The organism is Mycobacterium sp. ELW1, from assembly GCF_008329905.1.
Lineage (GTDB): Bacteria > Actinomycetota > Actinomycetes > Mycobacteriales > Mycobacteriaceae > Mycobacterium.
This window is the reverse complement of record NZ_CP032155.1, coordinates 5,849,657-5,872,294: the sequence shown is the minus strand read 5'-3', so window position 1 is coordinate 5,872,294 and position 22,638 is coordinate 5,849,657. Positions and strand designations below refer to the sequence as shown.

Here is a 22,638-nt window from a genome sequence, read left to right as displayed (position 1 = left end):
CGGACAGTAATGCTGTGGGAGATGCCCGCCAAGGGTTGCGATCAAACCGGTTGATACACCCACGGCTCGCGGGGCAACCTGGCCGGGTCGAACTGGCGCAGCAGTGCTGCCATATCCGATGACGGCCAGCCCAGCGATCCGGTGATCAAGGCGAACGTTCTGGACACTCCGAGTTCGGCCAGGGTGACCGCGCCGTCGCGTTTGGCCAGCCGCTTGCCGTCGACATTGAGGACCAGGGGGACGTGGGCGTACTCCGGCTGCGGATAGCCGAGGAGCCCGGCCAGGTAGGCCTGCCGGGGGGCGGACGCCAGCAGGTCGTCGCCGCGGACCACCTGGTCGATGCCGGAGCTGGCATCGTCGACGACGACGGCCAGGTTGTAGGCCGGCACCCCGTCACCGCGGCGCAGCACGAAGTCGTCGACCACCCCGGTGTAGCTGCCGTGGATGACGTCGGTGACCGTGTACTCTCCGGTATCGGCACGCAGCCGCAGTGCTGGCGGGCGCCCCGTCTCGCGCCTGGCGGCCCGCTCGGCGGCAGTCAGATCACGGCAGGTGCCCGGATATGCCCCCTCCGGCGCGTGCGGCGCCCGGGGCGCGCCGAGGATATCTTTTCTGCTGCAATAGCATTCGTACACCCGACCGTTCTCTACCAACCCCGCGATCGCCGTGTCGTAGCGTTCCCGCTGCCGGGATTGCCATTGCGGTTCACCGTCCCATGTGACGCCGATGGCGGCCAGATCATCGAGTTGGCGCTGCGCCACATCGTCGTGTGTGCGGTCGTCGAGGTCCTCGACCCGCATCAGGAAGCTCCGGCCGGTCGAGCGCGCGAAGAGCCACGCCAGCACGGCGGTGCGCAGGTTGCCGATGTGCAGGTCAGCGGACGGGCTGGGGGCGAACCGGCCTGCGCCCGGCGTTGGGCGGGTCACGCCCGCAATGTAGCTCAGGGGGTTCGCCGGCCGCTCATCCGACGTGCTGGTCGGCCCTGTCCGCGGCGATCCGCCAACCGGCACTGGATTCCTGGTGACGCCAGAACTCGGCGAAACGCCCACCGAGCGCGGTGAGTTCGTCGATGCTGCCCTGCTCGACGACCGTGCCGGCGTCGACGAACAACACCTGGTCGGCGTGCCGGATGGCGTCGAGGCGGTGCGCGATGATCACCCGGGTCCGCGGCTGGGGATCGTCGTTGATCGCCTGGGTGATCGCCGCTTCGTTCTCGGTGTCCAGCGCGCTGGTCGCTTCGTCGATCAGCAGAACGCCCGCAGGCTTGACCAATGCCCTTGCGATGCTGACCCGTTGGCGTTCGCCGCCGGACAGTGCGGTACCCGCCTCGCCGACGGTGGACTGTGCGCCGTCAGGAAGGCGTTCGACGATGTCGTCGACACGAGCCAAGCTCATCGCCCGGTGCAGCGCGTCGTCGCCGGCCTCCGGATGTCCGACGCGGATGTTGTCCGCGATCGTCCCGTCGAACAGGTACGGATGCTGGAACACCACACTGACCGCGGTGCGTCGTGTGTCGGGATCGATATCGGCGGTGTCGGTGCCGTCGAGCACGATCTGGCCGCGCTCAGGAGTGTGCAGTCCGGCGATCAGCGACAGGATCGTGCTCTTGCCGGAACCGGACGGGCCGACGATCGCGGTGGTGGTCCCGGGTTCAAGGGTGAACGACAGGTCCTTGAGCACCTCGGTTCCCTGGTAGCCGAAGCTCACCGAGCGGAATTCGATTCTGGGCGGGCGGGATTCGCCCGTCGGCAGCGCACTGCGTCCAGGCTGTGCAGTCACCGGTGCGCTGACAACCGTGTCGAGCCGGTCCAGCAGGCCGCGCGAGGACTCCACGGCGCCTGACAAGTCGGCCAGCACCGTGAACGGTTCGAGAAAGCGCACCATCACGATCGCCAGTGCCACCGCCTCGGCCGCGCCGAGCTCGCCACGCAGCGTCAGCGTCGTGATGGTGGCCGCCAGCAGGATCAGCGCGACTTGGCTGGCCACGCTGAACAACAGCTGACCGGGGATCTGGAACAGCAACAGCCGCGCGGTTGCGCCGCGCACGGCGGTGAGAGCTTCTCCGGTCTGGCTTCTGGCCGCGGTGACGCGGCGACTGGCTCGCAACGCCTGCTGGGTGCGGGCGAATTCCACGAGGCGTTCGGTGAGGGCACTGTGGGCGCCGGCGTCGGCGGCGTCGGCGGCTCGGACCAGCCGCTGGCTGGCGACCAGAGCCCCGAGGAGGAACGGCAACGCGATCGCCGCTGCCACTCCGACCTGCCAGGAGATGAAGAACAGGCCGGCAGTGATCGCGGCGGGCAACAGCAGCGCACCGACGAAGGGGCTGAGCAGGTTCGCCACGAAACCGACCAGGTCCGGCGCGCTGGCCGCGATGGCTTGGCGGGCCACGGCGGTGTTGTCGGCGGTGAACCACCGCAGCGGAACGTCGGTGAGCCGGTTGGCCATCGAGTGCTGGGTGGTGTCGGCCAGGGTGAAGCCGAGACTGAAACCGATGCGGGCCAAGATCATGTCGACGACCCACCCGCCGACGGTCACCGCGGTGAGCGCACCGACCCACGGCCATGCGTCCGAGGCGTGTGGACCGAACAGCGCGGCGAGCAGTGGTACCAGCAGCAGCGCGCTGGCCGCCCGCAGGGTCACCGAAATCAGCGTCAGCGCAACGTAGCTGGTGAGCTGGCCGCGATTCTCGGCGGGAATCAGCCGGATCAGGGTGCGGATCATCGCGCGGCCTCGGCGGTCACTCGACTGTCCCACAGGCGGCGGTAGCGGCCGTCGGTGGCGAGCAGTTCAGAATGGGTGCCCACCTCGGCGACGCGGCCACCGTCGAGCACGACGATCTGGTCGGCACCGGTGACGGTGTGCAGCCGGTGGGCGATCACCAACACCGTGCGGTTGTCGATCAATGAGCTCAGTGCCTGCTGCACCAGATATTCGGATTCGGGATCGGCGAAGGCGGTGGCCTCGTCGAGGATCAGGATCGGGGTGTCGGCCAGTAGTGCGCGGGCGATGGTGAGGCGTTGTTTCTCGCCGCCCGACAGCGGCGTGTTCGCCCCGATGACGGTGTCGTACCCGTCGGGGAGCTGCAGGATCCGGTCGTGGATCTGCGCGTTGCGCGCCGCGCGTTCGATGTCGGCAGGCGCGGCCTCCGGCCGGGCGAGCGCAATGTTGTCACGCACGGTACCGGCGACGAGCGCAACGTCCTGGAATACGAATCCGACCCGGGTGTACAGCTCGTCGGGGGACATGGTGCGGATGTCGCGGCCGTCGATCCGGATCGCGCCGGTGTGGACGTCGTGGAAGCGCGCCAGCAGTGCCGCCAGGGTGGACTTGCCCGACCCGGACGGCCCGACCAGAGCGGTCACCGTTCCCGCCTTCAGAGTCAGCGCCACGTCGTGGATCACAGGCACGCCCGGGCGATAGCCGAAGCTGACGGCGTCGAAGGTGACGCCGGCCGGCGCGCGGGACGGCTGCGCTTCCTCGGGGCGGGTGCTCAATTCGGTTTCGTCCAGCGTGACCGCGATACGCCGGGCCGCCTGCGTCCCTTCCCGGATGCCGCCCAGGCCGTAGGCGATGCCCAGCAAGCGGCTGCCGAAGGTGGTGCCCAGCAACAGGAATGGCAGCAGTGCGGTGGGTGTCGTCCACCCTGCGGCCACGAACGCGGTGCCCGCGGTGACGATGAGCCACAAGAACGTGCTCGGTCGGGTCACCAGATCCATGAAGGTCTTCTTGCCGATGAACGGGCGCTGCCATTCGTTGAGGAACGCGATGTAGCCGTCCAGTCGGCGGCGGAAGGACGAGGCCGCCGCGCCGCCGAACACCCGAATGACCGGCTGGCCCTCCAGGAATGCCGCCGACTCGCCGTTCATCTGTTCGGCCCAGCGGGAGGCCTCGGCGATCTTCGGGCCGCTCTGATAGACCATGGTCCACGTGGTGACGATGTAGACGAGGATCGGCAGGAACAGGATCAACGCCATGCCCCAGTCGACGGCGAACAGGTAGATCAGCACCGCGATCGGCGCGACCACCGCCGCGACCGCGTCGCACACCGCGTGCGTCACGAGATAGTGCAGCGACAGGGTGTCGTCCTGGATGAGTTTCTTCACCGAGCCCGATCCGCGATCGGTGAACCAGCCCAACGGTATTCGGGCCAGTTTGTCCAGCAGCCGGCGCCGGACCTCGGCGCTGAACCGCATGTCGACCACGTGCAGCCACAGCACCAGCACCGCACCCAGCGTGGTACCGGTGGTCAGCAGTACGACGAACACGGTCACGGTGTTCCACACCCGGGATTGGTCGGCCCCGCTGAGCAACTGCTGCGCCAGCTCGGCCAGGACCACGAACGGAGCGAGCTGCAGCAGGGTGAGCAGTGCCTGCAGTACGCCGGCGACGATCAGCTGCGACTTCACCGGGGCGAGAAGGTCTTTGCCGGCCTGGGAACGCCAGGTGCCCTTGGCGGCGGTCGAGTGGGCCAGTGTCGTTGTGGGCGCCGGGGTTTCAGCGGCGGGCGCGGTGGCGTCGTCGTCGCGTGTACTGCCCATCTCGCGCCCCTGCGTCCAGTACGCCTGGGCCTTCACTTCTGTCTTGGGGAATCCGAAGGCGTCTTTCAGGCGCTTGCGCAGATGTTTGAGCGCACCGGCCTCGGGGCCGGCCCACACCGACCAGTTGGACCAGTCCCGGTCCTCGATGGCCGCCGCCAGTGACGTGTCGTCGGTTCGTGTCACCCAGTGCAGCCGACGGCGCGGGTGCTCGGCTAGTGGGATGAGTTCGTCGTGGTCGCAATGGCGTTCGAGGTACACCTCGACGTCCACCTCGGGCGGAAGCGCGGCGACGATCGAGTTGATCGCCGGGATGGATGCCGAGTCCCCGACGAGCAGGAAGCCCGCGGGGAGTTCCTCGGGCACCACGAACGGCGACGACCCCAGCGGCACCGCCGGGATGGTCGCGCCCGGCGCGGCCGTCGAGGCCCACGTGCAGGCCGGGCCGGCAGGCTCGTGGAGCACGACGTCGATGGCGAAGCGGCCGGAGTCGGGATCGGCCCAGACGATCGTGTAGGCGCGTTGGAACTCGGTGCTTCCCCCGGCCGGATCGGGAAACCAGAACCGCAGCCAGGTTGTCGGCCCGGCGTCGACGTCGTCGAACAAGGTCGGCGAGGACATGGTGATCCGGACGCAGTGCGGTGCGATGTGCTCGACCTGTTCGACGGTCGCGAGGTGGTCGCGCCCGCCGAACCCGCGCAGCATGGCGCCTTGGAAACCTCGTCCCATTTACGGTGTCCTCTGCTCGCAAGTCGTCGAGGTAGTTAGCTTACCCTAAGCTAACTACCTCGACGGGCCTCCCTATGGCCGCGTTGGGGGCGAGTGCGGCAGGACGAGCCGTCGGCGGGAATCTGAAAACTTGCGTTGGCGAAAATTAATTAATGGCGAGATGTCGCTCGGGTCTTATTTCATCAATGACTAAGCCCAGACTAACTATTTCGGCGTGAGGACAGCCCAGCCTCATCTAAGTTGCCGACGGGTCGCGTGACGTGCCAAAGTGCAAGCGCGACAACACCGATCTAGCTGCTGCGAAGCGGCACGCGTGCGGTGGTCCTGTACTAGATTCACCTCATACGGTATTGAGTGGTTACAGCCCAATTCGGCAGCCCGCTAATTGGCTTCAGTGCGATGACAGGAGAAATTGAATGCAAGGCGACAGCGAGGTTCTCACACTCCTGAATCAGCAGCTGACGAGTGAACTGACCGCCATCAATCAGTACTTCCTGCACTCCAAGATGCAGGACAACTGGGGCTTCACCGAGCTGGCCAAGCACACCCGCGACGAGTCGTTCGACGAGATGCGCCATGCCGAGCGCGTCACCGACCGAATCCTGATCCTCGATGGCCTGCCCAACTACCAGCGGATCGGCACGCTGAACATCGGCCAGACGATTCGCGAACAGTTCGAGAGCGATTTGGCGCTGGAGTACGAAGTGGTCAACCGATTGAAGCCGGCCATCGTGCTGTGCCGTGAGAAGCAGGACTCGACCACTGCCAACCTCTTCGAGGACATCGTCGCCGACGAGGAACACCACATCGATTACCTCGAGACGCAGTTGGAGCTGATGAACAAGCTCGGTGTCGAGCTCTACTCGGCGCAGTGCGTGTCACGTCCGCCGGGCTCGCTCGACTAGACCTCAGCGGTCCTCGGAGCCCACGTCACAAGGTCGCGTGCGCGTCGACCCACGCGTTGTATCCGCCGAGCAGGTCGGACACGTGTTGAATACCGTTGGCGCGCAACAGTGACGCGGCCACGCTGGAACGCCAGCCACCCGCGCAGTGCACGACGATCGGCTTGTCGGTGGGCACCTCGTCGAGACGAAGGCGCAGTTGGGCCAGCGGGATATGGAGTGACGCGGGGATGGCACCGCCGTCGCGCTCGCCAGGGTTGCGGATGTCGATCAGCGTCACCGCGTCATCGGCCAGCAGCCCATCCAATTCGGTGACGGTGGTGCGGGGTGCGATCTGCACCAGGTCCTCGAGTTCGGCGGGGAACGTTCCGCCGCGACTCACGCTGAGGTAGCCGATCGAGTCGTCAGATCCGATGCGCGCCAGCCGCACCGCCGCCTGCTGCTCCTCGCCCGGATAGGCGATCAGGACGATCTGCTCACCGACTTCGGCCACCATGCCGCCGGTTTCGGCGAATCGGCCGTCGAACCCGACGTTGATCGACCCGCGGAGATGTCCGGCGGCGAAATCCTCGACGGTTCGCGCGTCGATGACCCGCACGCCGGCATCGAGTGCTTGTCGGATCTGCTGTGGCGTCATCTCGGGCACTGTGCGGTCGTGCCGCAGCAGGGGGTGGACCCGCTTGTTCATCGCGGCGTCGGAGGCGAAGTATGCCGGTGCCGCGGGCTGGCCCGATGTGACCAGCGCGACGAACGCTTCCTCGGTCATCGGCTGCACGGACGGATTGCTCGCGCGCTGCTCGCCGATGGTCGAGATCAGTTCGCTCGACAGGTTCTTCCCGCACGACGAGCCGGCGCCGTGGGCAGGCATCACCGAAACGCTGTCGGGCAGACGCAGGAGCTTGTCGTGGATCGTGTGGTACATCGCCCGGGCCAGATCGCTGGTCGAGCTGTCGCCGATGTTGACAAGGTCCGGTCGGCCGACGTCGCCGATGAACAGCGAGTCGCCGGTGAGCACAGCGGCCGGTTCGGATCCGGCGCGCTCGCGAACGAGAACACTGATCGACTCCCACGTGTGGCCGGGGGTCGACACGATCTCGAGTTCGACGTCGCCAAGAGACAGGTGTTCGCCGTCGGCCAGCCTACGGATGGGGTAGTCGGTCTCCGCTGACTCGCCGAAGCCGATCCACGCGCCGGTCGCGTCGACCAATTCCAGGTGTCCGGAGACGAAGTCGGCGTGGAAGTGGGTGTTGATCACGCCCTCGATGGTGAGCCCATACCTGCGCGCGTCGGCCAGGTACTCGCTGATGTCGCGGCGCGGGTCGACGACGACCGCGCGCCCGGTGGTCTCGTCACCGACCAGGTACGAAGCATGCGACAGGCATTCGATGTAGTACTGCTCCAGGATCATGGAACGTCCTTTCAATCCTCTCGGCCGCCGGTTGCGACGGTCCGTCATACAGTTCTACATACCCACGGGGGTATATATTCCCATCAATGGACGATACCCAGCTGGGTATCGTGACAAGGAGTGGGAGCGGGGAATGGACCCGCCGGGCGGGTAGTTGTTACGTGTGTTGGATACCCCCACGGGTAAGCTGACACTACGTAGCGAACGAAGGGATTCACCATGGTCGGCGATCAGGACGCCATCGAAGCCGTGCTCAACCGGTTGCGCCGGGCGCAAGGTCAACTCGGCGGCGTCATCTCGATGATCGAGCAGGGGCGTGAGTGCAAAGACGTGGTCACCCAGTTGGCTGCCGTCTCACGCGCACTCGACCGCGCCGGCTTCAAGATCGTCGCCACCGGATTGAGGGAGTGCGTCACCGGTGAGGCATCCGGGGCGGACAAGCCCATGACCGAGGCGGAGCTGGAAAAGCTGTTCCTCGCACTCGCTTAGCCTCGACGACACAGGAGTCACCATGAGCATCGCGTTAACCGCCAGTCTCGACACGCCGTTCGAGGACGCCGTCGCCCGAACGCGTAAGGCATTGGCAGATCAGGGTTTTGGAGTTCTCACCGAAATCGATGTCAAGGCGACGATGAAGAACAAGCTGAACGAAGACATGGAGAACTACCTGATTCTCGGTGCTTGCAACCCGCCGCTGGCGCACCGCGCGATCGGGGTCGACCGGCAGATAGGTCTGCTGCTGCCGTGCAACGTCGTCGTTCGCAGCGACCCGGATGATGCGGATCGCACCCTCGTCGAGGCCATGAATCCGCAGCTGCTCGTGGACGTGACGGACGAACCACGACTTCAGCCCGTGGCGCAAGAAGTGGCCGACAAGCTCGGAGCCGCGATCGCGGCGCTGACCGCCTAGCCCAATCCGGGCACGATATCGCCGAGGCTGAAGGTCGCGGGCTGCTCCAGTTGCTCGTACGTACACGAACGCGGATCGCGGTCGGGCCGCCAACGATTGAACTGGGCGGTGTGCCGAAATCGTTCACCCTCCATGTGGTCGTAGCGCACCTCGACCACCCGCTCGGGCCGCAGCGGCACGAAGGACAAGTCCTTTCCCGCGTTCCATCGGGACCCGGCGTTCTTCTGGGGCGTGCGTTCACCCGCCTCGAGCGCGGCCCAGTTCCACGGGTGGGAGTCGAATTCGGTTACCAACGACTGCAATTCGGTGAACAGCCGCCGCCGCTCGGCCATCGGGAACGCGCCGATCACGCCCACCGACGCCAAGGCCCCGTCATCCTTGTAGAGCCCGAGGAGAAGCGAACCGATCGCGTCGTCGCTCGACTTGTGCACGCGGTAGCCGGCGACCACACAGTCCGCGGTGCGCTCGTGCTTGATCTTGAACATCACCCGCTTGTCGGGCTGGTAGGTGATCGTCAGGGGTTTGGCGATCACCCCGTCGAGCCCGGCACCTTCGAATTCGGAGAACCACCGCTGCGCGGTCTCCGCATCGGTGGTGGCGGGCGTGACATGAAAGGACGGGCCGGCATCAGCCAGGGCCGCCGTCAGCGTGGCGCGGCGCTCGCTGAACGGGCGCCCGGTGAAGTCGTCGTCACCGAGCGCGAGCAGATCGAACGCGATGAACGCCGCCGGCGTCTTCTCGGCGAGCATGCGGACCCGGGAGTCCGCGGGGTGTATGCGCTGTTGCAACGCCTCGAAATCGAGACCGGCGTCGGTGGCGATGACAATCTCACCGTCGATCACGCATCGCTCGGGCAGCTCGGTGAGGGCGGCGCTGACCAACTCGGGGAAATAGCGCGTCATCGGCTTCTCGTTGCGGCTGCCCAGGACCACGTCATCGCCGTCCCGAAAGCAGATCGAGCGAAACCCGTCCCACTTCGGTTCATAGGACGCGTCGGGCGGGATGGCCCGCACCGATTTGGCGAGCATCGGCGACACCGGGGGATTGACGGGCAGCTGCATGGGTTCATTCTCGTCCCGTGCGAGGTGGCTTCGTGCGTGAGTAGGTTGAAGAGCGTGAGCAGTCCCCGATTCAACCGGTCGTTCTGATGGCGACCAAGGCCGAAGAGGTCGACGTCGACGGCGTCGCCGTCAGGCTCACCAACCCGGACAAGGTGTACTTCCCCAAGCTCGGGTCGAACGGCACCAAGGGCAAGCTCGTCGAGTATTACCGCGCAGTGGCCACGGGCGGACAGTTGCTGACCGCATTGCGCGACCGCCCGACTCACCTCCAGCGCTTCCCGGACGGCATCGACGGCGAGGAGATCTACCAGAAGCGGGTGCCCGAAAAGCACCCCGACTACTTGCAGACCTGCCGCGTCACGTTTCCGTCCGGACGTACCGCCGACGCACTGAAGGTGACGCACCCGTCGGCGATCGTGTGGGCCGCGCAGATGGGCACAGTCACGTTGCACCCGTGGCAAGTTCGCTGTCCGGACACTGACCACCCCGACGAACTGCGGGTGGACCTCGACCCGCAGCCCGGTACCGGCTTCGCCGAGGCGCGCACCATCGCCGTCGACATCCTCAAGCCGGTGCTCGACGAACTCGGTCTGGTCGGCTATCCGAAGACCTCCGGCGGGCGGGGCGTGCATGTGTTCGTCCGCATTCGGCCGGACTGGGATTTCACCGCGGTGCGCCGCGCCGGGATCGCGCTGGCGCGCGAAGTGGAACGCCGGGCGCCGGAGCTGGTGACCACGTCGTGGTGGAAAGAGGAACGCGGCCGGCGGGTCTTCATCGACTACAACCAGAACGCTCGCGATCGAACCTTCGCCAGCGCCTACTCGGTGCGCGCGACGCCCATCGCCACCGTCTCGACCCCGCTGACGTGGGAGGAACTGGTCGACGCCGATCCCGACGAGTTCACCATGGCCACGGTGCCGGCGCTGATCGCCAAGCGCGGCGACCCGATGGCCGGCCTGGACGAGGTCGCGCACTCGATCGACGCGCTGCTGGAGATGGCGGCAGCCGATGAGGAGCGCGGACTCGGTGACCTGCCCTATCCGCCCAACTATCCGAAGATGCCGGGCGAACCGCCGCGCGTGCAGCCGAGCAAGAAAGTGGCGGCACACTGGGATGAACACGGCAACCCGAAGAAGTGAAACTGCCACGCGGACTGATCATTACGGCGTCGACGGTGTTCTTCATCGGAGCGTGCTCGTCGGCCGGGCAACCCGTCGTCGCGACTGAATCGTCTGCCACAACTGCCGCGCCGGCGATCACGCGGAGCCCACAGGCGCGTTCACGCGACGCATTGGTCATGCCCGACCTGCGGGGAATGTACTGGGCCGACGCCGATCCGGCGCTGGCGACGCTGGGCTGGTCAGGGGTGCTCGACAAAGGCCCGAGTCTGACGAACACCCCCTATGCGCGCAATCAGATCGCCGTGCAGACCCCGGCGCCCGGTCAGGTCATCGCCAGCGACGCGGTGATCACGCTGCAGTTCGCCGCCTGACCTACGTCGTCCCGCGAACGCACCGCCAGGCTTGCGCTCGGCGCAGTGGCGAACTTTGCTGAATCGCCGGAATCCGTTGATTCCCTCGTTATGGTGGAATCGCCGTCTCGGGGGAGGGGCACGACATGGCTGCTGCAGCGTATGTAGGGCGAATCAGTGGACTCGCGGTTGCGTTAGGCCTGGGGATCGCAATCGCAGTTGCCTGTCGCGGTGCGGCATCGGCCGCGCCGCCGGATTCAACCGGGCACGTCAATAGGTCGGCTGAAAAGAAACCCGCTGCGAGCCAGCGAGTTTCGTCGACGCCTCGCGTCAAGCCGGTAACCAGGCCGGCTCCCCGTCCGGTGGCACCGCCGCCGGACTCGCCGCTGTCGTTGGCGGCGCTGGCGGTGGCCCGACGATCGGAATCGGCCGCCGTGAACCAAGCCCCGGTGATTCAGAACATCAGCCTGGGCGCACCCTCGTCGGCCACCGGTGCGCTCACCGGCACCGTCACCGCAAGCGACCCGAACGGCGACACCATCACCTACCGGGCCAGCACCTCCGGCAAGGGAAAGGTGACGATCACAACCGCCGGTGTGTTCACCTACACCCCGACCCCGGTGGCCCGACACAACGCGGCGCTCGGCAACGCCGACGCCCTTCTGGCCACCGACACGGTGAACATCGTCGTCGCCGACCCTGCCGGCGCGACCGCCACCAGCGCGATCACCGTGCCGATCGCGCCAAAGAACGCCGTTCCCACCGCCAGGACCACGGTGAACGCGCCGATCGCCAACACCGGCATCGTCTACGGGAAGGTCGTCGGTGCCGACGCCGACAAAGACCGCCTGCTCTACAGCGTGGACCCCACCACCGCGAAGGGCGGCACCGTCACCGTCAACGGCGGCGGCGCATTCAGCTACACACCCACACCGCAAGCACGGCACACCGCCGCAGCCGGCATCGCCAAGACCGACACGTTCACCGTGACGATCGACGACGGCCACGGCGGAACCCTGGCCGTTCCGGTGACCGTGGTGATCAGCCCGAAGAACACCGCGCCGACCGGCAAGCCCGCCATCGGACCGCGCGACGTCACCAGCGGGGTGGTCACCGGCGCGGTCCTCGGCGCCGACGCCGACGGTGACGCCGTCACCTTCGCAGGATCGATCAGCACCGCCAAGGGTTCGGTAGTGGTCAACCCGGACGGCAGCTTCACCTACACACCCACCGCGGCGGCGCGCGCCAAGGCCTCGGTTTTCAGCGGGCCCGCGACCGACAAGGTGGACACCTTCTCGGTCACCCTCACCGACGCGCACGGCGGCACCACGAAGGTGGCGGTCACCATCACCGTCAGCCCGGGCAACACGATCGCGGCCAACGGGCTCACCACGTTCTGCGGCTGCACCCTGATGCCGGCCGACACGATCTTCCACGCCGACATCAGCGACCTGCCGGTACTGGCGAAGTCGGGCACCTGGCTTGGTGTGTTGGGTGCCGGGCGAGGCGCCACACTGAGCGCCAACTGGGGCAACCAATGGATGAAGAGCACCGGTGGAATGCCGGTAAACGTTGTGGGCGCAACGCATCCCACCGAGACGGTGATCTTCAACCGCGGCTACTCCACCAGTGGACCGAGCATCGACCCCAGGCCGTACGCGATCCCGAACCGGCCCATCGTCGAAGGCATGCCCACACTGCCCGCCTGGGACCGGCACCTGCTGGTGTTCCAAGAGGGAACATGCATTTCGCAGGAGCTGTACAACGTCGCCAACGGCGTGGAGATGCCGGCCAACAGTCCGCTCGACGGGCTCGGCAACGCGCTCTACCGCGCCAGGTACGGGTCGAAATGGATTGCCGAGGCCGGGGTGCACTACGACATGAGCTCCCCGCTGTACCCGTCCGTCGGCTGGGCCAACGCCTCGCACCTGCCCTACCTGCCGCTCATCCTGCGCCCTGACGATCTGGCCCGCGGCAGCGTCGACCACATGCTCGGCATCGTCATCGCCAAGGACCGGGGCACCGGGTATACCTGGCCGGCAGGCGCCGGTGACGGGACCGGCGTCAACCCCGACGGGGTGCCGATGGGCAGCGTGCTGCGGTTGCGCGCCGATTTCGACATGTCCGGCTACTCCGCCGCGACGCAGGTGGTGCTGCGGGCGCTGCAGCAACACGGCGCGGTGATCTACGACTCGACCGCGCCCGGCCAGGACGGCGCAAAGCTGCTGGCGATGAGCAACGGTTGGGCAGGCACCGAGCACCTGACTGCTCAATCCGAGCTCAACACGGTCCCGCTGAGTGCCTTCGAGGTTGTCGACGTGTCCGGCATCCTGGTCGACCCTTCGGCCGGCTGGCAGATCCACACGTAATCGCCAGGCGGGTTGCCTATTGCTGACGACGCAAGTTGTGGTAAACACTCAGCAAACTCGCTTAGGAATTTCTCAGCCAGGCGAGATGTGGCCGGAGTACAGGGGGAACCATGAGGCACAGCGGCAGCGGACAGGGCGCGCACCGCGCCCGGCGACCTCGCCGCCAGCCTTACGCGTGGCTGGGTGCCGGCGCGGTGACCCTGGGGGTCGGCGCCGCCCTCGCCAGTGGATCCGCTGTCGCGTATGCCGACACCGGCGCCTCGGGGGCGGGCAAGGCCTCGGCCACCAGCTCGGAAAGCAGCTCGACGTCGTGGAGCGCCACCGACTCGACCGCGGTGAAGAAGTCCACCGCCCGCTCGGCGCGGAACAGTGCCGTGACGTCGTCGGGCGGAAACGTCAGCTCGCGCAAGGCGTCGTCCGCCGCGGCGAGTGACGCACCGGCCGCGGCGGCCGCCGTCGACACCGGATCCACCGAAGCGGCGAGCGCGACAGCGACCACGACGACCACGACGACCACGCCGGCGCCGTCGACCGGTCATTCAGCTCGCGTGCCCGCGGTGGCCGCGGTGACAACCACCCCCGCCGCCGCCAATGCGACTCCCAGCAGCTACTCCTGGTTGCCGTCGACGCCGCCGGTGGTCGCCAACGTCGCGGTGAGCCTGGCTCTGCAGCAGATCGCGCAGGCACAGGCGGAGCTGCAGCAACAGACCTGGGGCAGCGGCAACATCCCCGCGGGGCTGGTGGCGATCGTCCCGCAGGTGCTGCTGTCGCAGGCCGCGCTGGCATTGAACACCTGGGGGACGGCGATCACTCCGGCCCAGTCGCTCTACGCCAGGACCTCGGGCATCCCGATCGTGCACGAGCTGGCCGGGGTGGGCCTGATCGGCGCACTGCTGCTCCCGACGCTGGCCACCACCGCGCTCAACAGCACGGGACTGTTCCTCCCGCTCGTCGGCGCCCTCGAGGGAACCGGCGCTATCACGCCGGTGCAGAACGCCGTCAGTACGGCCGCGCTCAACAGCCGGGTGTACGCGCTGGTCCCGGTGACCATGCGGTCCACCACTGAGCCGATCGTCTACATCACGATCAACGGCGGACCCAGCACACCGGTGCTGGTCGACACCGGCTCGTCGGGACTGGTGGTCACCATGGCCTCGGTGGGCGACGCGGCGCCGCTGGGCGCGCCGACCGGCACCGTCACCAGCGGCTACAGCGGCGGCCTCACCTACACGGCCACCACGTACACGACGACGGTGAACTTCGGAAACGGCATCGTCTCCGGGCCGACGAACGTCAACATCGTCGATTCCCAGGACGCCGCAGCCGCTTTGGCCTTCTTCCACCAGCTGGGCGGCGCGTCCGGCGTGCTCGGAATCGGCGCCAACGCGGCGGGCCCCGGACCCCAGGGCCTACCGACCACCGCGCTGCCCGGCGACCTCAGCCAGGGGGTGTTCCTCTACCAGAGCCTGTTCCTCGGCATCGCCGGCGTGATGGTGTTCGGCCCCAACCCGCTGCCGAGCCGTACCTCGGTGTCCGGCGCACCCGACGCCTACCTGAACGTGAAAATCAACAACAACTCCCCGACGACCGTCGGCGCGATCATCGACTCCGGCGGCGTGTACGGAACGATCCTGTCCTCGATGATCGGCGGCGCCAGCAGCGTGCCGGTGGGGACCAGGATCTCGGTGTACACCCCCGAAGGAGTGCTGCTGTACTCCTACACCGTCACGTCGCAGAATAGGCCGACGGTGATCACGAGTGGGCTCATCAACACCGGCTACGTCCCGTACCAGCATGGCCCGGTTTACCTCGACTACACGACGTCGGACGGCCAGGGCGCGACGCATTTCGACTACGCCTGATTCTTTGGCGCGCAACGCGACTCGCCCGGTTTTGTCGCTGTAGCAAATTTGTTGCTGACAGTTTGGGCGTTTCGTGAACCCGCGTCCGTTCGCAGGCATACCCTCCGCTGAGGCGCTGTCGCCGTTGCTGGTCGGGAGGTAGAAAGTCATGGGTGCTTCGAAGTTTGTCGGACGCGTTGGCGGATTGGCGGTGGCCCTCGGAGTGGGTGCCGCGGTGTTCTCCACGGGTTACGGCGTCGCATGGGCGGACGGGTCGACGGGATCGTCGGCGGCAGGCTCGAATTCGAGCTCTGCGAGCGGCGCCGCGGACTCGTCCGGGACCGGGTCGAAGGGGGCGTCGGCATCCACTGGGTCGTCCAAGCGGACGACCACTGCCGGGTCGGGTCAAGCAGTCGGTACCGGCGGCGCCAAGACCAGCTCCAAGCACTCCAAGGCCGGCCCCGCGCAAGTGCGCGCCGACTCCGCAGTGTCCGCGCAGACGACGAGTTCGACTGCCGCAGCGGCAAACAACTCGGGATCGCAATCCAGTTCCGGCGGCAGCGTAGATGTCGTCGCACCGTCGGTGAGTTCGACTGCCGCAGCAGTGACGGCGGTGGCCTCGCTGGCTCCCAAGCTGCCCGTGCTGCCGTCGCCGAGTGCGATCTCCGGAGTGCTGACCACCGCTCTGCACGACGTGCTCGACCCGTTCTCCGGTGGCCTCCCCAGGCCCTCCGTCGACTCGCCACTGGCGCTGACCTTCGCGGCACTGCAGCGCCGCACGTCCGCGTCGGCGCTGGCGAGCAATCCGATTGCGATCAATCCGGTACTGGTCATCAATGACGGCATCATCGACGGCACCACCAACGCCACCGGGGCGTCCGGCCTGACCTACACGCTGATCAGTGGCCCCAACAAGGGCGGGAAGATCACCTTCTCCGCGACCGGTGATACGAACTACACGCTCGGCAACTTCAGCTATCTGCCCGACCAGTCCGTGCTCGGCGGAACAGTCAACGAGCAGTTCAAGATTCTGGTGGCTCAGAAGACCCAATTCGACCAGATCCTGGAAAGCATCCCCCTGCTCGGTGGCCTCGCCGGACAGGTGATCGTGGTCCTGCACCAGACTCCGGTCCTCGGGGACCTGCTCGCGCCGATCATCGGGTACTCGCAGATCGCCACGTTCAACTCGACGGCTGTGCTGCCCGCCACCGATCCGGTGGCCTACACCTACAAGATGCCGTCCTTCGACGGCACGCTGATCAGCGTCAACTGGTTCCCGAAGCTCGGCCTCACCGGATCCGACACGGCGCCAACGATTCTCGACGGCCCCGGCCTGGCGACCGCCGGCCAGACCGACCCGTACACGCAGTACGGCATCGGTGGACTGACACCGGGTGTCTCGCTGCTGCGCGACAACTACAACGTGGTCACCTGGGACCCTCGCGGCGAGTTCGCCTCCGGCGGCATCCTGCAGCTCGACAGCCCGTTCTTCGAGGCACGCGATGTCTCGTCGATCCTCAATTATGTTGCCGGACTGAATAACTCGCTCCTCGACGGCCCGAACGATCCTCGAGTCGGGATGGTCGGCGGCTCCTACGGCGGCGGCATTCAGCTCACCAGCGCAGCCACCGACCCGCGGATCGACGCCATCGTCCCGGGTATCTCGTGGAACTCGCTGAACAACTCGCTGTACCCCGGCGGCGCGTTCAAGACGTCCTACGCGTCGCTGCTGCTGCTGTCGCTGGTGCTGTCGAAGGCCCGGATCAACAACCTGATCTATCAGGGCATCATCACCGGTGATCTGTTCGGGGTCCTGGGGAACAGTGCTCAGGCATTGTTGGCCGGCAGTGGTCCCACCTCTCTGCTGAACCAGCTGAAGGCGCCGACGCTGCTGATCCAGGGCACGGTCGACGTCCTGTTCACCCTGCAGCAGGCGATCGACAACGCGCAGACCATCATCGCCAACCCCTATGGCACGCCGGTGAAGATGATCTGGTTCTGCGGCGGACACGGTGTGTGCCTGACCAACGACGGCGACGTCAACCCCAACTTGGCCTCGACGTTCGCCTGGCTGGACTACTACGTGAAGGACGGCAACACCAGCGGCGCGCCCGCCCTGCCCAATTTCCAGTTCACCGATCAGAACGGGAATTGGTACAAGTCCGACTTCCTTCCCACCGCGGGTAGCGACTTGTTCGGCACACCGGACCAAGCGGTGACCGGTGCGTCGGGCGGCACGCTGGGCATCGTCCCGATCATCGGTGGCTCCGGGCCCGCGCCGCAGGCCGCGATTCCGTACTCGCTGGGTCTGGCGTCCAAGGCGAGCAATGCGATCAACGTGGCCGTCCCGACCCAGGTCGGCACCACGTACCTGGGCGCGCCCACTGTGAGCTTCGACTACCAAGGTCTGGGCAACAGCCGGTTCGTCTACGCGCAGCTGGTCGACAACAAGACCGGTCTGGTCGTCGGCAACCTCGTGACGCCGGTGGCGGTGACGATGGATGGGCGCACTCGCACCGCAACCATCAACATGGAGAACATCGTCTACACCGCGGCCGACCCGAGCGACGATCTGACTCTGCAGATCACCAGCTCGGCGACCGCGTACGAGAGGTTCACCGCGTTCGGCGTCATCAACATCTCCAACATCAACCTGACGCTGCCGACAGCCGATCCGACCAAATTCACCCCGGAACCCTGAGGACCGGGTCAGCCGGCGGCCCGTGAGAGCCGGCTGACCGCGAACTGTGCGGCTTGATTGACCGCGCCGGACGTGACGTATCTGCTGTGCGCGAGCAGGTCCGCGCCGTTCGAACAGATGGGATCTCCGGTCAGGCACACGTCGAGGGCCTTGGCGCCGTAGAGAGGGCTCCTGGCAGGCAGCGGTCCGCCGCCCATCTTGCGGGACGGATTGCCGAACACCACGACCGCGGCGACGTGACCGGCGACGGCGTCCGGCATGGGGGTGGCGGTGCCGAATGCCGCGCCCGCGGCGGTGGTGAGCAGGTCGATGACATCGGCGCCCTGCGAGTAGCCGCTCAGCACCACGCGGGTTGCCGGACAGGCCGCGACGAGGTTCTGGACGTGGACCCAGCCGTCGGCGGCACCGGTGGTGGTTCCTCCGCTCAGGTCCAGATTCGCCGGATAGTTGATGCCGTACACCGACAGCGATTTCCCGGGGAGCTGTGCGCTGATCGCGTTGACCAGAGCTTGGCCGACCGGGTCGACCGGAGGGACGGTGTCGGTTCCGCGGGCGTACACGACCTGGACGTCGGGGCAGGAGTCGGCCCGCGCGATCGATGTAGTGGGCAACGTCACCAGCATTGCGATTGCCATCACACCCGCAGCAAAAATCGGTGCGCCCCAATGCCTGTGCACGGCTGCATGGTGGCACCCGGTGAGCGCGCCAGAACCAGGCGCGCCGATGCCGACGGGAAGTCATGAGCAAACACAGAGGAGCCGATGCTGGTGCGCGCAACCCCTAAGTTGTTGGCGGCTAGGGGAATTCGACTAAAATCTGCTCTGTTGCAAAACGGGTGTGACGGGTCGGGGTCTTGAGGTCGTAAAGGATTAACACGATGACACTGACGAAGATCGCAGCTGCAGCAGCACTTTCCGCAGGGCTCGGCTTGGCCGGCCTGGGCGTGGGCGCCGGTATCGCCTACGCCGACCCGGGACATGGCCACGGCCACGACGGCTGGGAGTGGGACGACCATGACCGCGGCCGTGGCGACTGGCGCGGGCCGGACTACGGTCCCGTGTTCTACGGGCCGCCCGCAGCCTGTGTTCAGGCCACCGGTCCGTTCGGGCTGGTGACCGGCGGCGCCTGCATCTAGCGGCCGCTAGCGCGGCGGCACCACACCGCGGGCCTTCGGCAACGGCAGATCGTTGTAGGTCGCGATGCCCGGCGGCGCGGCGACGACGGCGGGGATCGCGTGAATCGGCGGCATCGCCGTCATGATGTGGCCGAGAACGAAGAAGTCTTCGAGCGACTTCGCGTTCTCGATCATGTCCATCGGCGGCAGGAATCCGACCTGCATGTTCACCGTCGGCCGTCCGTCGATGGTGATCTTCCAGCCGTCGGCGTCGAGCTGCCAGTCCGGCTCGAGGGTGGTGCCCTTCTTCCACCGCACGTTGATGTCGATGACGGTCTTGCCGTTGACGATCCCCTGCCAGCTGGCGTAAACCCCGGCGACGTGGCCGGCCTTGATGGTCCACGACGCCATCGGCAGATCCTCGGTGGTCTGGGCGTATTCGGATACGCAGGTGATCTCGTCCAGTTCCAGGCCGAGGGAATCGGCGACCAGCTGCACCGCCTCGGCGAACACCGCGGTGCCCTTGGCGGCCATCGGCTGCAGCTCGGGGTCATCGATGCGCATATCAAATCCCACGGGACGTTCGGTCTCGGGGGAGTCGTAGAGGGTGGTGTCGGCGGACTCGGCAATGGTGATCTTGTCGACACGATCGCAGGAGGTGGCGGCAACGATCGCCAGCAGCTCGGCGAAGCCGGGGCTCACCCCCGAGCCGAACATCGTCGACCCGCCTGCCTTGCAGGCCTCCTCGATGCGGGCCCGGCCCTCGCCCAGGTTCTGGCCGGTGATGAACGACGCCGATGCGACGACGTTGACGCCTGCCGACAGAATCCGGACGAGCTCGTCGACGTCGATCCACATCGGGTTGTAGACCACGCAGTCCGGCTTGAGCGCCAGCAGAGCGTCGACATCGTTGGAGGCGGCGATTCCCAGCGGTTCGATGCCGACCAGCTCCCCGACGTCGCGGCCGGCCTTGTCTGCTGACCACGCGTAACAGCCGACGAGTTCGAGAGTGGGGTTGGCGGTGATCGCCTGGACGGAGCTCTTTCCTACATTGCCGGTCGTCCATTGGACGACCCGATAGGGGGAAATGTTGGGCACTCGCTCAGCATAGGGTCGGCTGTGCAGTTCAGAAGGTTGTTTAGGTGAACTTGACAGTCGTCTACTCGTCGACCGCGACGTTGCCGCGGTTGCGGCGGCGCAGGCGATGGTTCGTCTTGCCGGTCGGGCGCTTGTTGCGCAGCGCACCTGCGGGTTCGGGCTCAGGTTCGGGCTCGGCTTCGGCTTCCGGTGCGGGCTCGGTCTCGGCCGACACCTCGGCGGGCCGCTCGTCCTCGACGGCCGGCTCGCTCTTCGCCTCGGCTTCGGCGGACTCTGTGGCTTCGGCGGACTCCGCGGCTTCGGCGACCTCGGCGGTTTCGGTGGTCTCTGGCGAGTCGTCGGCCGCCTCGCCGCGCTTCTTCTTGGCCTTCTTCTCTTTCTTCGGCTTCGCCGGCTTGGGCGGCAACTCGGCGGTGTACGCCAACTGGAAGGCGAGCAGTGCGAGCACCGCGATGGCGGCGGCCGCGCCGTAGACGCCGAACAGCCACGGGCCGCCCTTGTCGAGGCTGACCCAGATCTCGGCGACCGCTGTTCCGACGATCAGCACACCGGCCACCACGTGCAGGATCACCGACCACAGCCGCAACCGCAGTGCCGGCTGCGGAGTGCCGGCCTCGGGCTTGCGGCTGCGCAGCAGAGTGAGCAACACCGGCAGCGCTGCGAGCGCGAACAGCACACCCGTGACGATGCGCAGAACCGTGCCCAGCGTGTGGGTGGTGTCGCCCATGAGCTCCCACCAGCGGGGCAGCACGAACAAGAAGTACAGAGCTCCGGCAAGCACCCACAGCACCAGCTGAAGTGCAGTCGCGCCGACGCGCCCCATACCCCTCCTCAAGTCAAAATCCGAGGTGCGACCAGGTGCTGTGACCCCCCAGTCGCACCTCGGATCAGGTGCGGAGGATAGGGGATTTGAACCCCTGAGGGCTGTTAACCCAACCCGCGTTCCAGGCGAGCGCCATAGGCCACTAGGCGAATCCTCCGTCGGCAATGGTAGCGGACTCGGGAAGTGTCTCGCCCCGACTGCCTGGCTCAGCTGTGACTTGCCGCCTCCGCGGCGGGCCACCCGCCCGTGGGTATTACACTCGCAACGGACCCCGCGCGGCGTCTATCCTGTGAACTCCCCCAGGGCCGGAAGGCAGCAAGGGTCAATGGGCTCTGGCGGGTGCGCGGGGTCCCCTTCGTGAAAGGCGCATGGTGTCGTTCCACTCCCTGGGCCCCGATGAGTTGCGAGCCCAGCACGAATTGCAGCGGCAGAACTACGCCGACCTGCAGGCAAAGAAGCTGTCGTTGGATCTCACCCGGGGCAAGCCGTCGGCAGAGCAGCTCGACCTGTCCAACGCGCTGTTGAGCCTGCCCGGTGAGCAATACCGCGACGAGGACGGCACCGACACCCGCAATTACGGCGGCCTGCACGGGCTGCCCGCTCTGCGCTCCATCTTCAGTGACCTTCTCGGCATCCCGGTGCCCAATCTGATTGCCGGCAACAACGCGAGCCTGGAACTTATGCACGACATCGTGGTGTTCTCGCTGCTGCACGGTGGTGTCGACTCACCGCGGCCCTGGAGCCAGGAGCCGGCGATCAAGTTCCTGTGCCCGGCTCCGGGATACGACCGGCACTTCGCGATCACCGAGAGCTACGGCATCGAGATGATCAGCGTCCCGATGAACGAGGACGGCCCCGACGTCGACCTCATCGAAGAACTCGTCGCCGCCGACCCCGCGATCAAGGGCATGTGGTGCGTACCGGTGTTCTCCAATCCGACCGGCACCACGTACTCGTGGGAGGTGGTCCGCAGGCTTGTGCAAATGCACACCGCCGCACCGGATTTCCGGTTGTTCTGGGACAACGCCTACGCCGTGCACACGCTGACGCTGGACTTCCCGCGGCAGGTCGACATCCTGGGCCTGGCCGACAAGGCGGGCAACCCGCACCGGCCCTATGTCTTCGCCTCCACCTCGAAGATCACCTTCGCCGGGGCAGGGGTGAGCTTCTTCGGCGGCTCGCTGGGCAACATCGCCTGGTATCTGCAGCACGCCGGGAAGAAGTCGATCGGCCCCGACAAGGTCAACCATCTTCGGCACCTGTTGTTCTTCAAAGACGCCGACGGGGTGCGGCTGCACATGCAACGCCACCAGCAACTGCTGGCGCCGAAGTTCGCGCTCGCCCTGGACATCCTGGACAAGCGGCTCACCGACTCGAAGGTCGCGTCCTGGACCGAGCCCAAGGGCGGCTACTTCATCAGCCTTGATGTGCTGCCCGGGACGGCCAAGCGGACCGTCGCGCTGGCGAAGGACGCCGGCATCGCGGTCACCGAGGCCGGCGCGTCGTTCCCCTATCGAAAAGATCCGGACGACAAGAACATTCGGATCGCGCCGACGTTCCCGCCGGTGTCGGATTTGACCGACGCGATCGACGGCCTGGCCACCTGCGCGTTGCTGGCGGCCACCGAGTCCATGCTGGGGTCCGCGGCTGTCACCGACGGTCGGTAGCCTTCACCC

19 protein-coding genes, 1 tRNA gene and 1 other RNA gene are annotated in these 22,638 nt (G+C 66.8%); 11 read left to right on the top strand and 10 right to left on the bottom strand.

The window, feature by feature from the left end:
- Positions 1-41 precede the first annotated feature (41 nt).
- Genes gluQRS through D3H54_RS28185 form a run of 3 tightly spaced genes read right to left on the bottom strand, consistent with a single transcriptional unit; the run spans position 42 to position 5,264 of the window.
- Positions 42-926 (bottom strand): tRNA glutamyl-Q(34) synthetase GluQRS, encoded by an 885-nt coding sequence (gene gluQRS / locus D3H54_RS28195; RefSeq protein ID WP_149382985.1) that lies wholly within the window; start codon positions 924-926, stop codon positions 42-44.
- Positions 927-960: 34 nt separating this feature from the next.
- Complete coding sequence (locus D3H54_RS28190) at positions 961-2,721, bottom strand: ABC transporter ATP-binding protein (protein WP_149382984.1); 1,761 nt, start codon at positions 2,719-2,721, stop codon at positions 961-963.
- The gene (locus tag D3H54_RS28185) at positions 2,718-5,264 is read right to left on the bottom strand and encodes an ABC transporter ATP-binding protein/permease (RefSeq protein WP_149382983.1); all 2,547 of its coding nucleotides are present in this window, start codon (positions 5,262-5,264) and stop codon (positions 2,718-2,720) included. The genes D3H54_RS28190 and D3H54_RS28185 overlap by 4 nt, the downstream gene beginning before the upstream one ends.
- Before the next feature lie 416 nt (positions 5,265-5,680).
- Here D3H54_RS28185 and bfr point away from each other — a divergent pair, with 416 nt between their 5' ends.
- Entirely contained in the window at positions 5,681-6,169 is a 489-nt protein-coding gene (gene bfr / locus D3H54_RS28180) for a bacterioferritin (RefSeq protein WP_036341926.1), read from the top strand.
- A 25-nt stretch (positions 6,170-6,194) separates the two neighbouring features.
- Here bfr and D3H54_RS28175 read toward each other — a convergent pair whose 3' ends face one another.
- Positions 6,195-7,574 (bottom strand): MBL fold metallo-hydrolase, encoded by a 1,380-nt coding sequence (locus D3H54_RS28175; protein WP_149382982.1) that lies wholly within the window; start codon positions 7,572-7,574, stop codon positions 6,195-6,197.
- Positions 7,575-7,793: 219 nt separating this feature from the next.
- Here D3H54_RS28175 and D3H54_RS28170 point away from each other — a divergent pair, with 219 nt between their 5' ends.
- Positions 7,794-8,063: a metal-sensitive transcriptional regulator gene (locus D3H54_RS28170; protein ID WP_115317657.1), complete on the top strand. Its 270-nt coding sequence runs from the start codon at positions 7,794-7,796 to the stop codon at positions 8,061-8,063.
- Positions 8,064-8,085: 22 nt separating this feature from the next.
- Complete coding sequence (locus D3H54_RS28165) at positions 8,086-8,484, top strand: DUF302 domain-containing protein (protein WP_149382981.1); 399 nt, start codon at positions 8,086-8,088, stop codon at positions 8,482-8,484.
- Here D3H54_RS28165 and D3H54_RS28160 read toward each other — a convergent pair.
- The gene (locus D3H54_RS28160) at positions 8,481-9,545 is read right to left on the bottom strand and encodes an ATP-dependent DNA ligase (RefSeq protein ID WP_149382980.1); all 1,065 of its coding nucleotides are present in this window, start codon (positions 9,543-9,545) and stop codon (positions 8,481-8,483) included. The two genes, D3H54_RS28165 and D3H54_RS28160, sit on opposite strands and share 4 nt — an antisense overlap.
- Positions 9,546-9,631: 86 nt before the next feature.
- Here D3H54_RS28160 and ligD point away from each other — a divergent pair, with 86 nt between their 5' ends.
- From ligD to D3H54_RS28145, 3 genes are all read left to right on the top strand, one after another.
- Entirely contained in the window at positions 9,632-10,684 is a 1,053-nt protein-coding gene (ligD, locus tag D3H54_RS28155) for a non-homologous end-joining DNA ligase (protein WP_168214995.1), read from the top strand.
- A complete protein-coding gene (locus tag D3H54_RS32405; RefSeq protein ID WP_149382978.1) occupies positions 10,681-11,037 on the top strand; it encodes a PASTA domain-containing protein in 357 nt (118 codons plus the stop codon). Before ligD ends, D3H54_RS32405 begins: the two co-directional genes overlap by 4 nt.
- Positions 11,038-11,378: 341 nt before the next feature.
- Entirely contained in the window at positions 11,379-13,385 is a 2,007-nt protein-coding gene (locus D3H54_RS28145; protein ID WP_149382977.1) for a cadherin-like domain-containing protein, read from the top strand.
- A 169-nt stretch (positions 13,386-13,554) separates the two neighbouring features.
- Here D3H54_RS28145 and D3H54_RS28140 read toward each other — a convergent pair whose 3' ends face one another.
- Entirely contained in the window at positions 13,555-13,902 is a 348-nt protein-coding gene (locus tag D3H54_RS28140) for a hypothetical protein (RefSeq protein ID WP_149382976.1), read from the bottom strand.
- A 49-nt stretch (positions 13,903-13,951) separates the two neighbouring features.
- Here D3H54_RS28140 and D3H54_RS28135 point away from each other — a divergent pair, with 49 nt between their 5' ends.
- The gene (locus D3H54_RS28135; protein WP_149382975.1) at positions 13,952-15,247 is read left to right on the top strand and encodes a PecA family PE domain-processing aspartic protease; all 1,296 of its coding nucleotides are present in this window, start codon (positions 13,952-13,954) and stop codon (positions 15,245-15,247) included.
- A 148-nt stretch (positions 15,248-15,395) separates the two neighbouring features.
- Positions 15,396-17,927, top strand: coding sequence for a CocE/NonD family hydrolase (locus D3H54_RS28130; RefSeq protein WP_149382974.1), 2,532 nt, complete (start codon positions 15,396-15,398; stop codon positions 17,925-17,927).
- An 8-nt stretch (positions 17,928-17,935) separates the two neighbouring features.
- Here D3H54_RS28130 and D3H54_RS28125 read toward each other — a convergent pair whose 3' ends face one another.
- Entirely contained in the window at positions 17,936-18,562 is a 627-nt protein-coding gene (locus tag D3H54_RS28125; protein ID WP_149382973.1) for a cutinase family protein, read from the bottom strand.
- 242 nt (positions 18,563-18,804) lie between these two features.
- Between D3H54_RS28125 and D3H54_RS28120 the strand changes: the two genes are divergently transcribed.
- Positions 18,805-19,062: a hypothetical protein gene (locus D3H54_RS28120; RefSeq protein WP_149382972.1), complete on the top strand. Its 258-nt coding sequence runs from the start codon at positions 18,805-18,807 to the stop codon at positions 19,060-19,062.
- Between the two features lie 6 nt (positions 19,063-19,068).
- On the opposite strand, the gene D3H54_RS28115 is transcribed toward D3H54_RS28120, so the two are convergent.
- The 3 genes from D3H54_RS28115 to D3H54_RS28105 form a co-directional block, all read right to left on the bottom strand.
- Positions 19,069-20,139 (bottom strand): NAD(P)H-dependent amine dehydrogenase family protein, encoded by a 1,071-nt coding sequence (locus D3H54_RS28115; protein ID WP_149382971.1) that lies wholly within the window; start codon positions 20,137-20,139, stop codon positions 19,069-19,071.
- A 61-nt stretch (positions 20,140-20,200) separates the two neighbouring features.
- Positions 20,201-20,962 carry a lipid uptake coordinator LucA gene (gene lucA / locus D3H54_RS28110; protein ID WP_149382970.1) on the bottom strand — a complete coding sequence of 254 codons (762 nt, stop codon included), beginning with the start codon at positions 20,960-20,962 and terminating at the stop codon, positions 20,201-20,203.
- A gap of 71 nt (positions 20,963-21,033) precedes the next feature.
- A tRNA-Ser gene (locus D3H54_RS28105) sits at positions 21,034-21,119 on the bottom strand.
- Between the two features lie 106 nt (positions 21,120-21,225).
- On the opposite strand from D3H54_RS28105, the gene ffs reads away from it, so the two are divergent.
- An RNA gene (ffs, locus tag D3H54_RS28100) (signal recognition particle sRNA small type) lies at positions 21,226-21,320 on the top strand.
- Between the two features lie 13 nt (positions 21,321-21,333).
- Positions 21,334-22,629 (top strand): aspartate aminotransferase type Ic, encoded by a 1,296-nt coding sequence (locus D3H54_RS28095; RefSeq protein ID WP_149383798.1) that lies wholly within the window; start codon positions 21,334-21,336, stop codon positions 22,627-22,629.
- Positions 22,630-22,638: the final 9 nt, after the last annotated feature.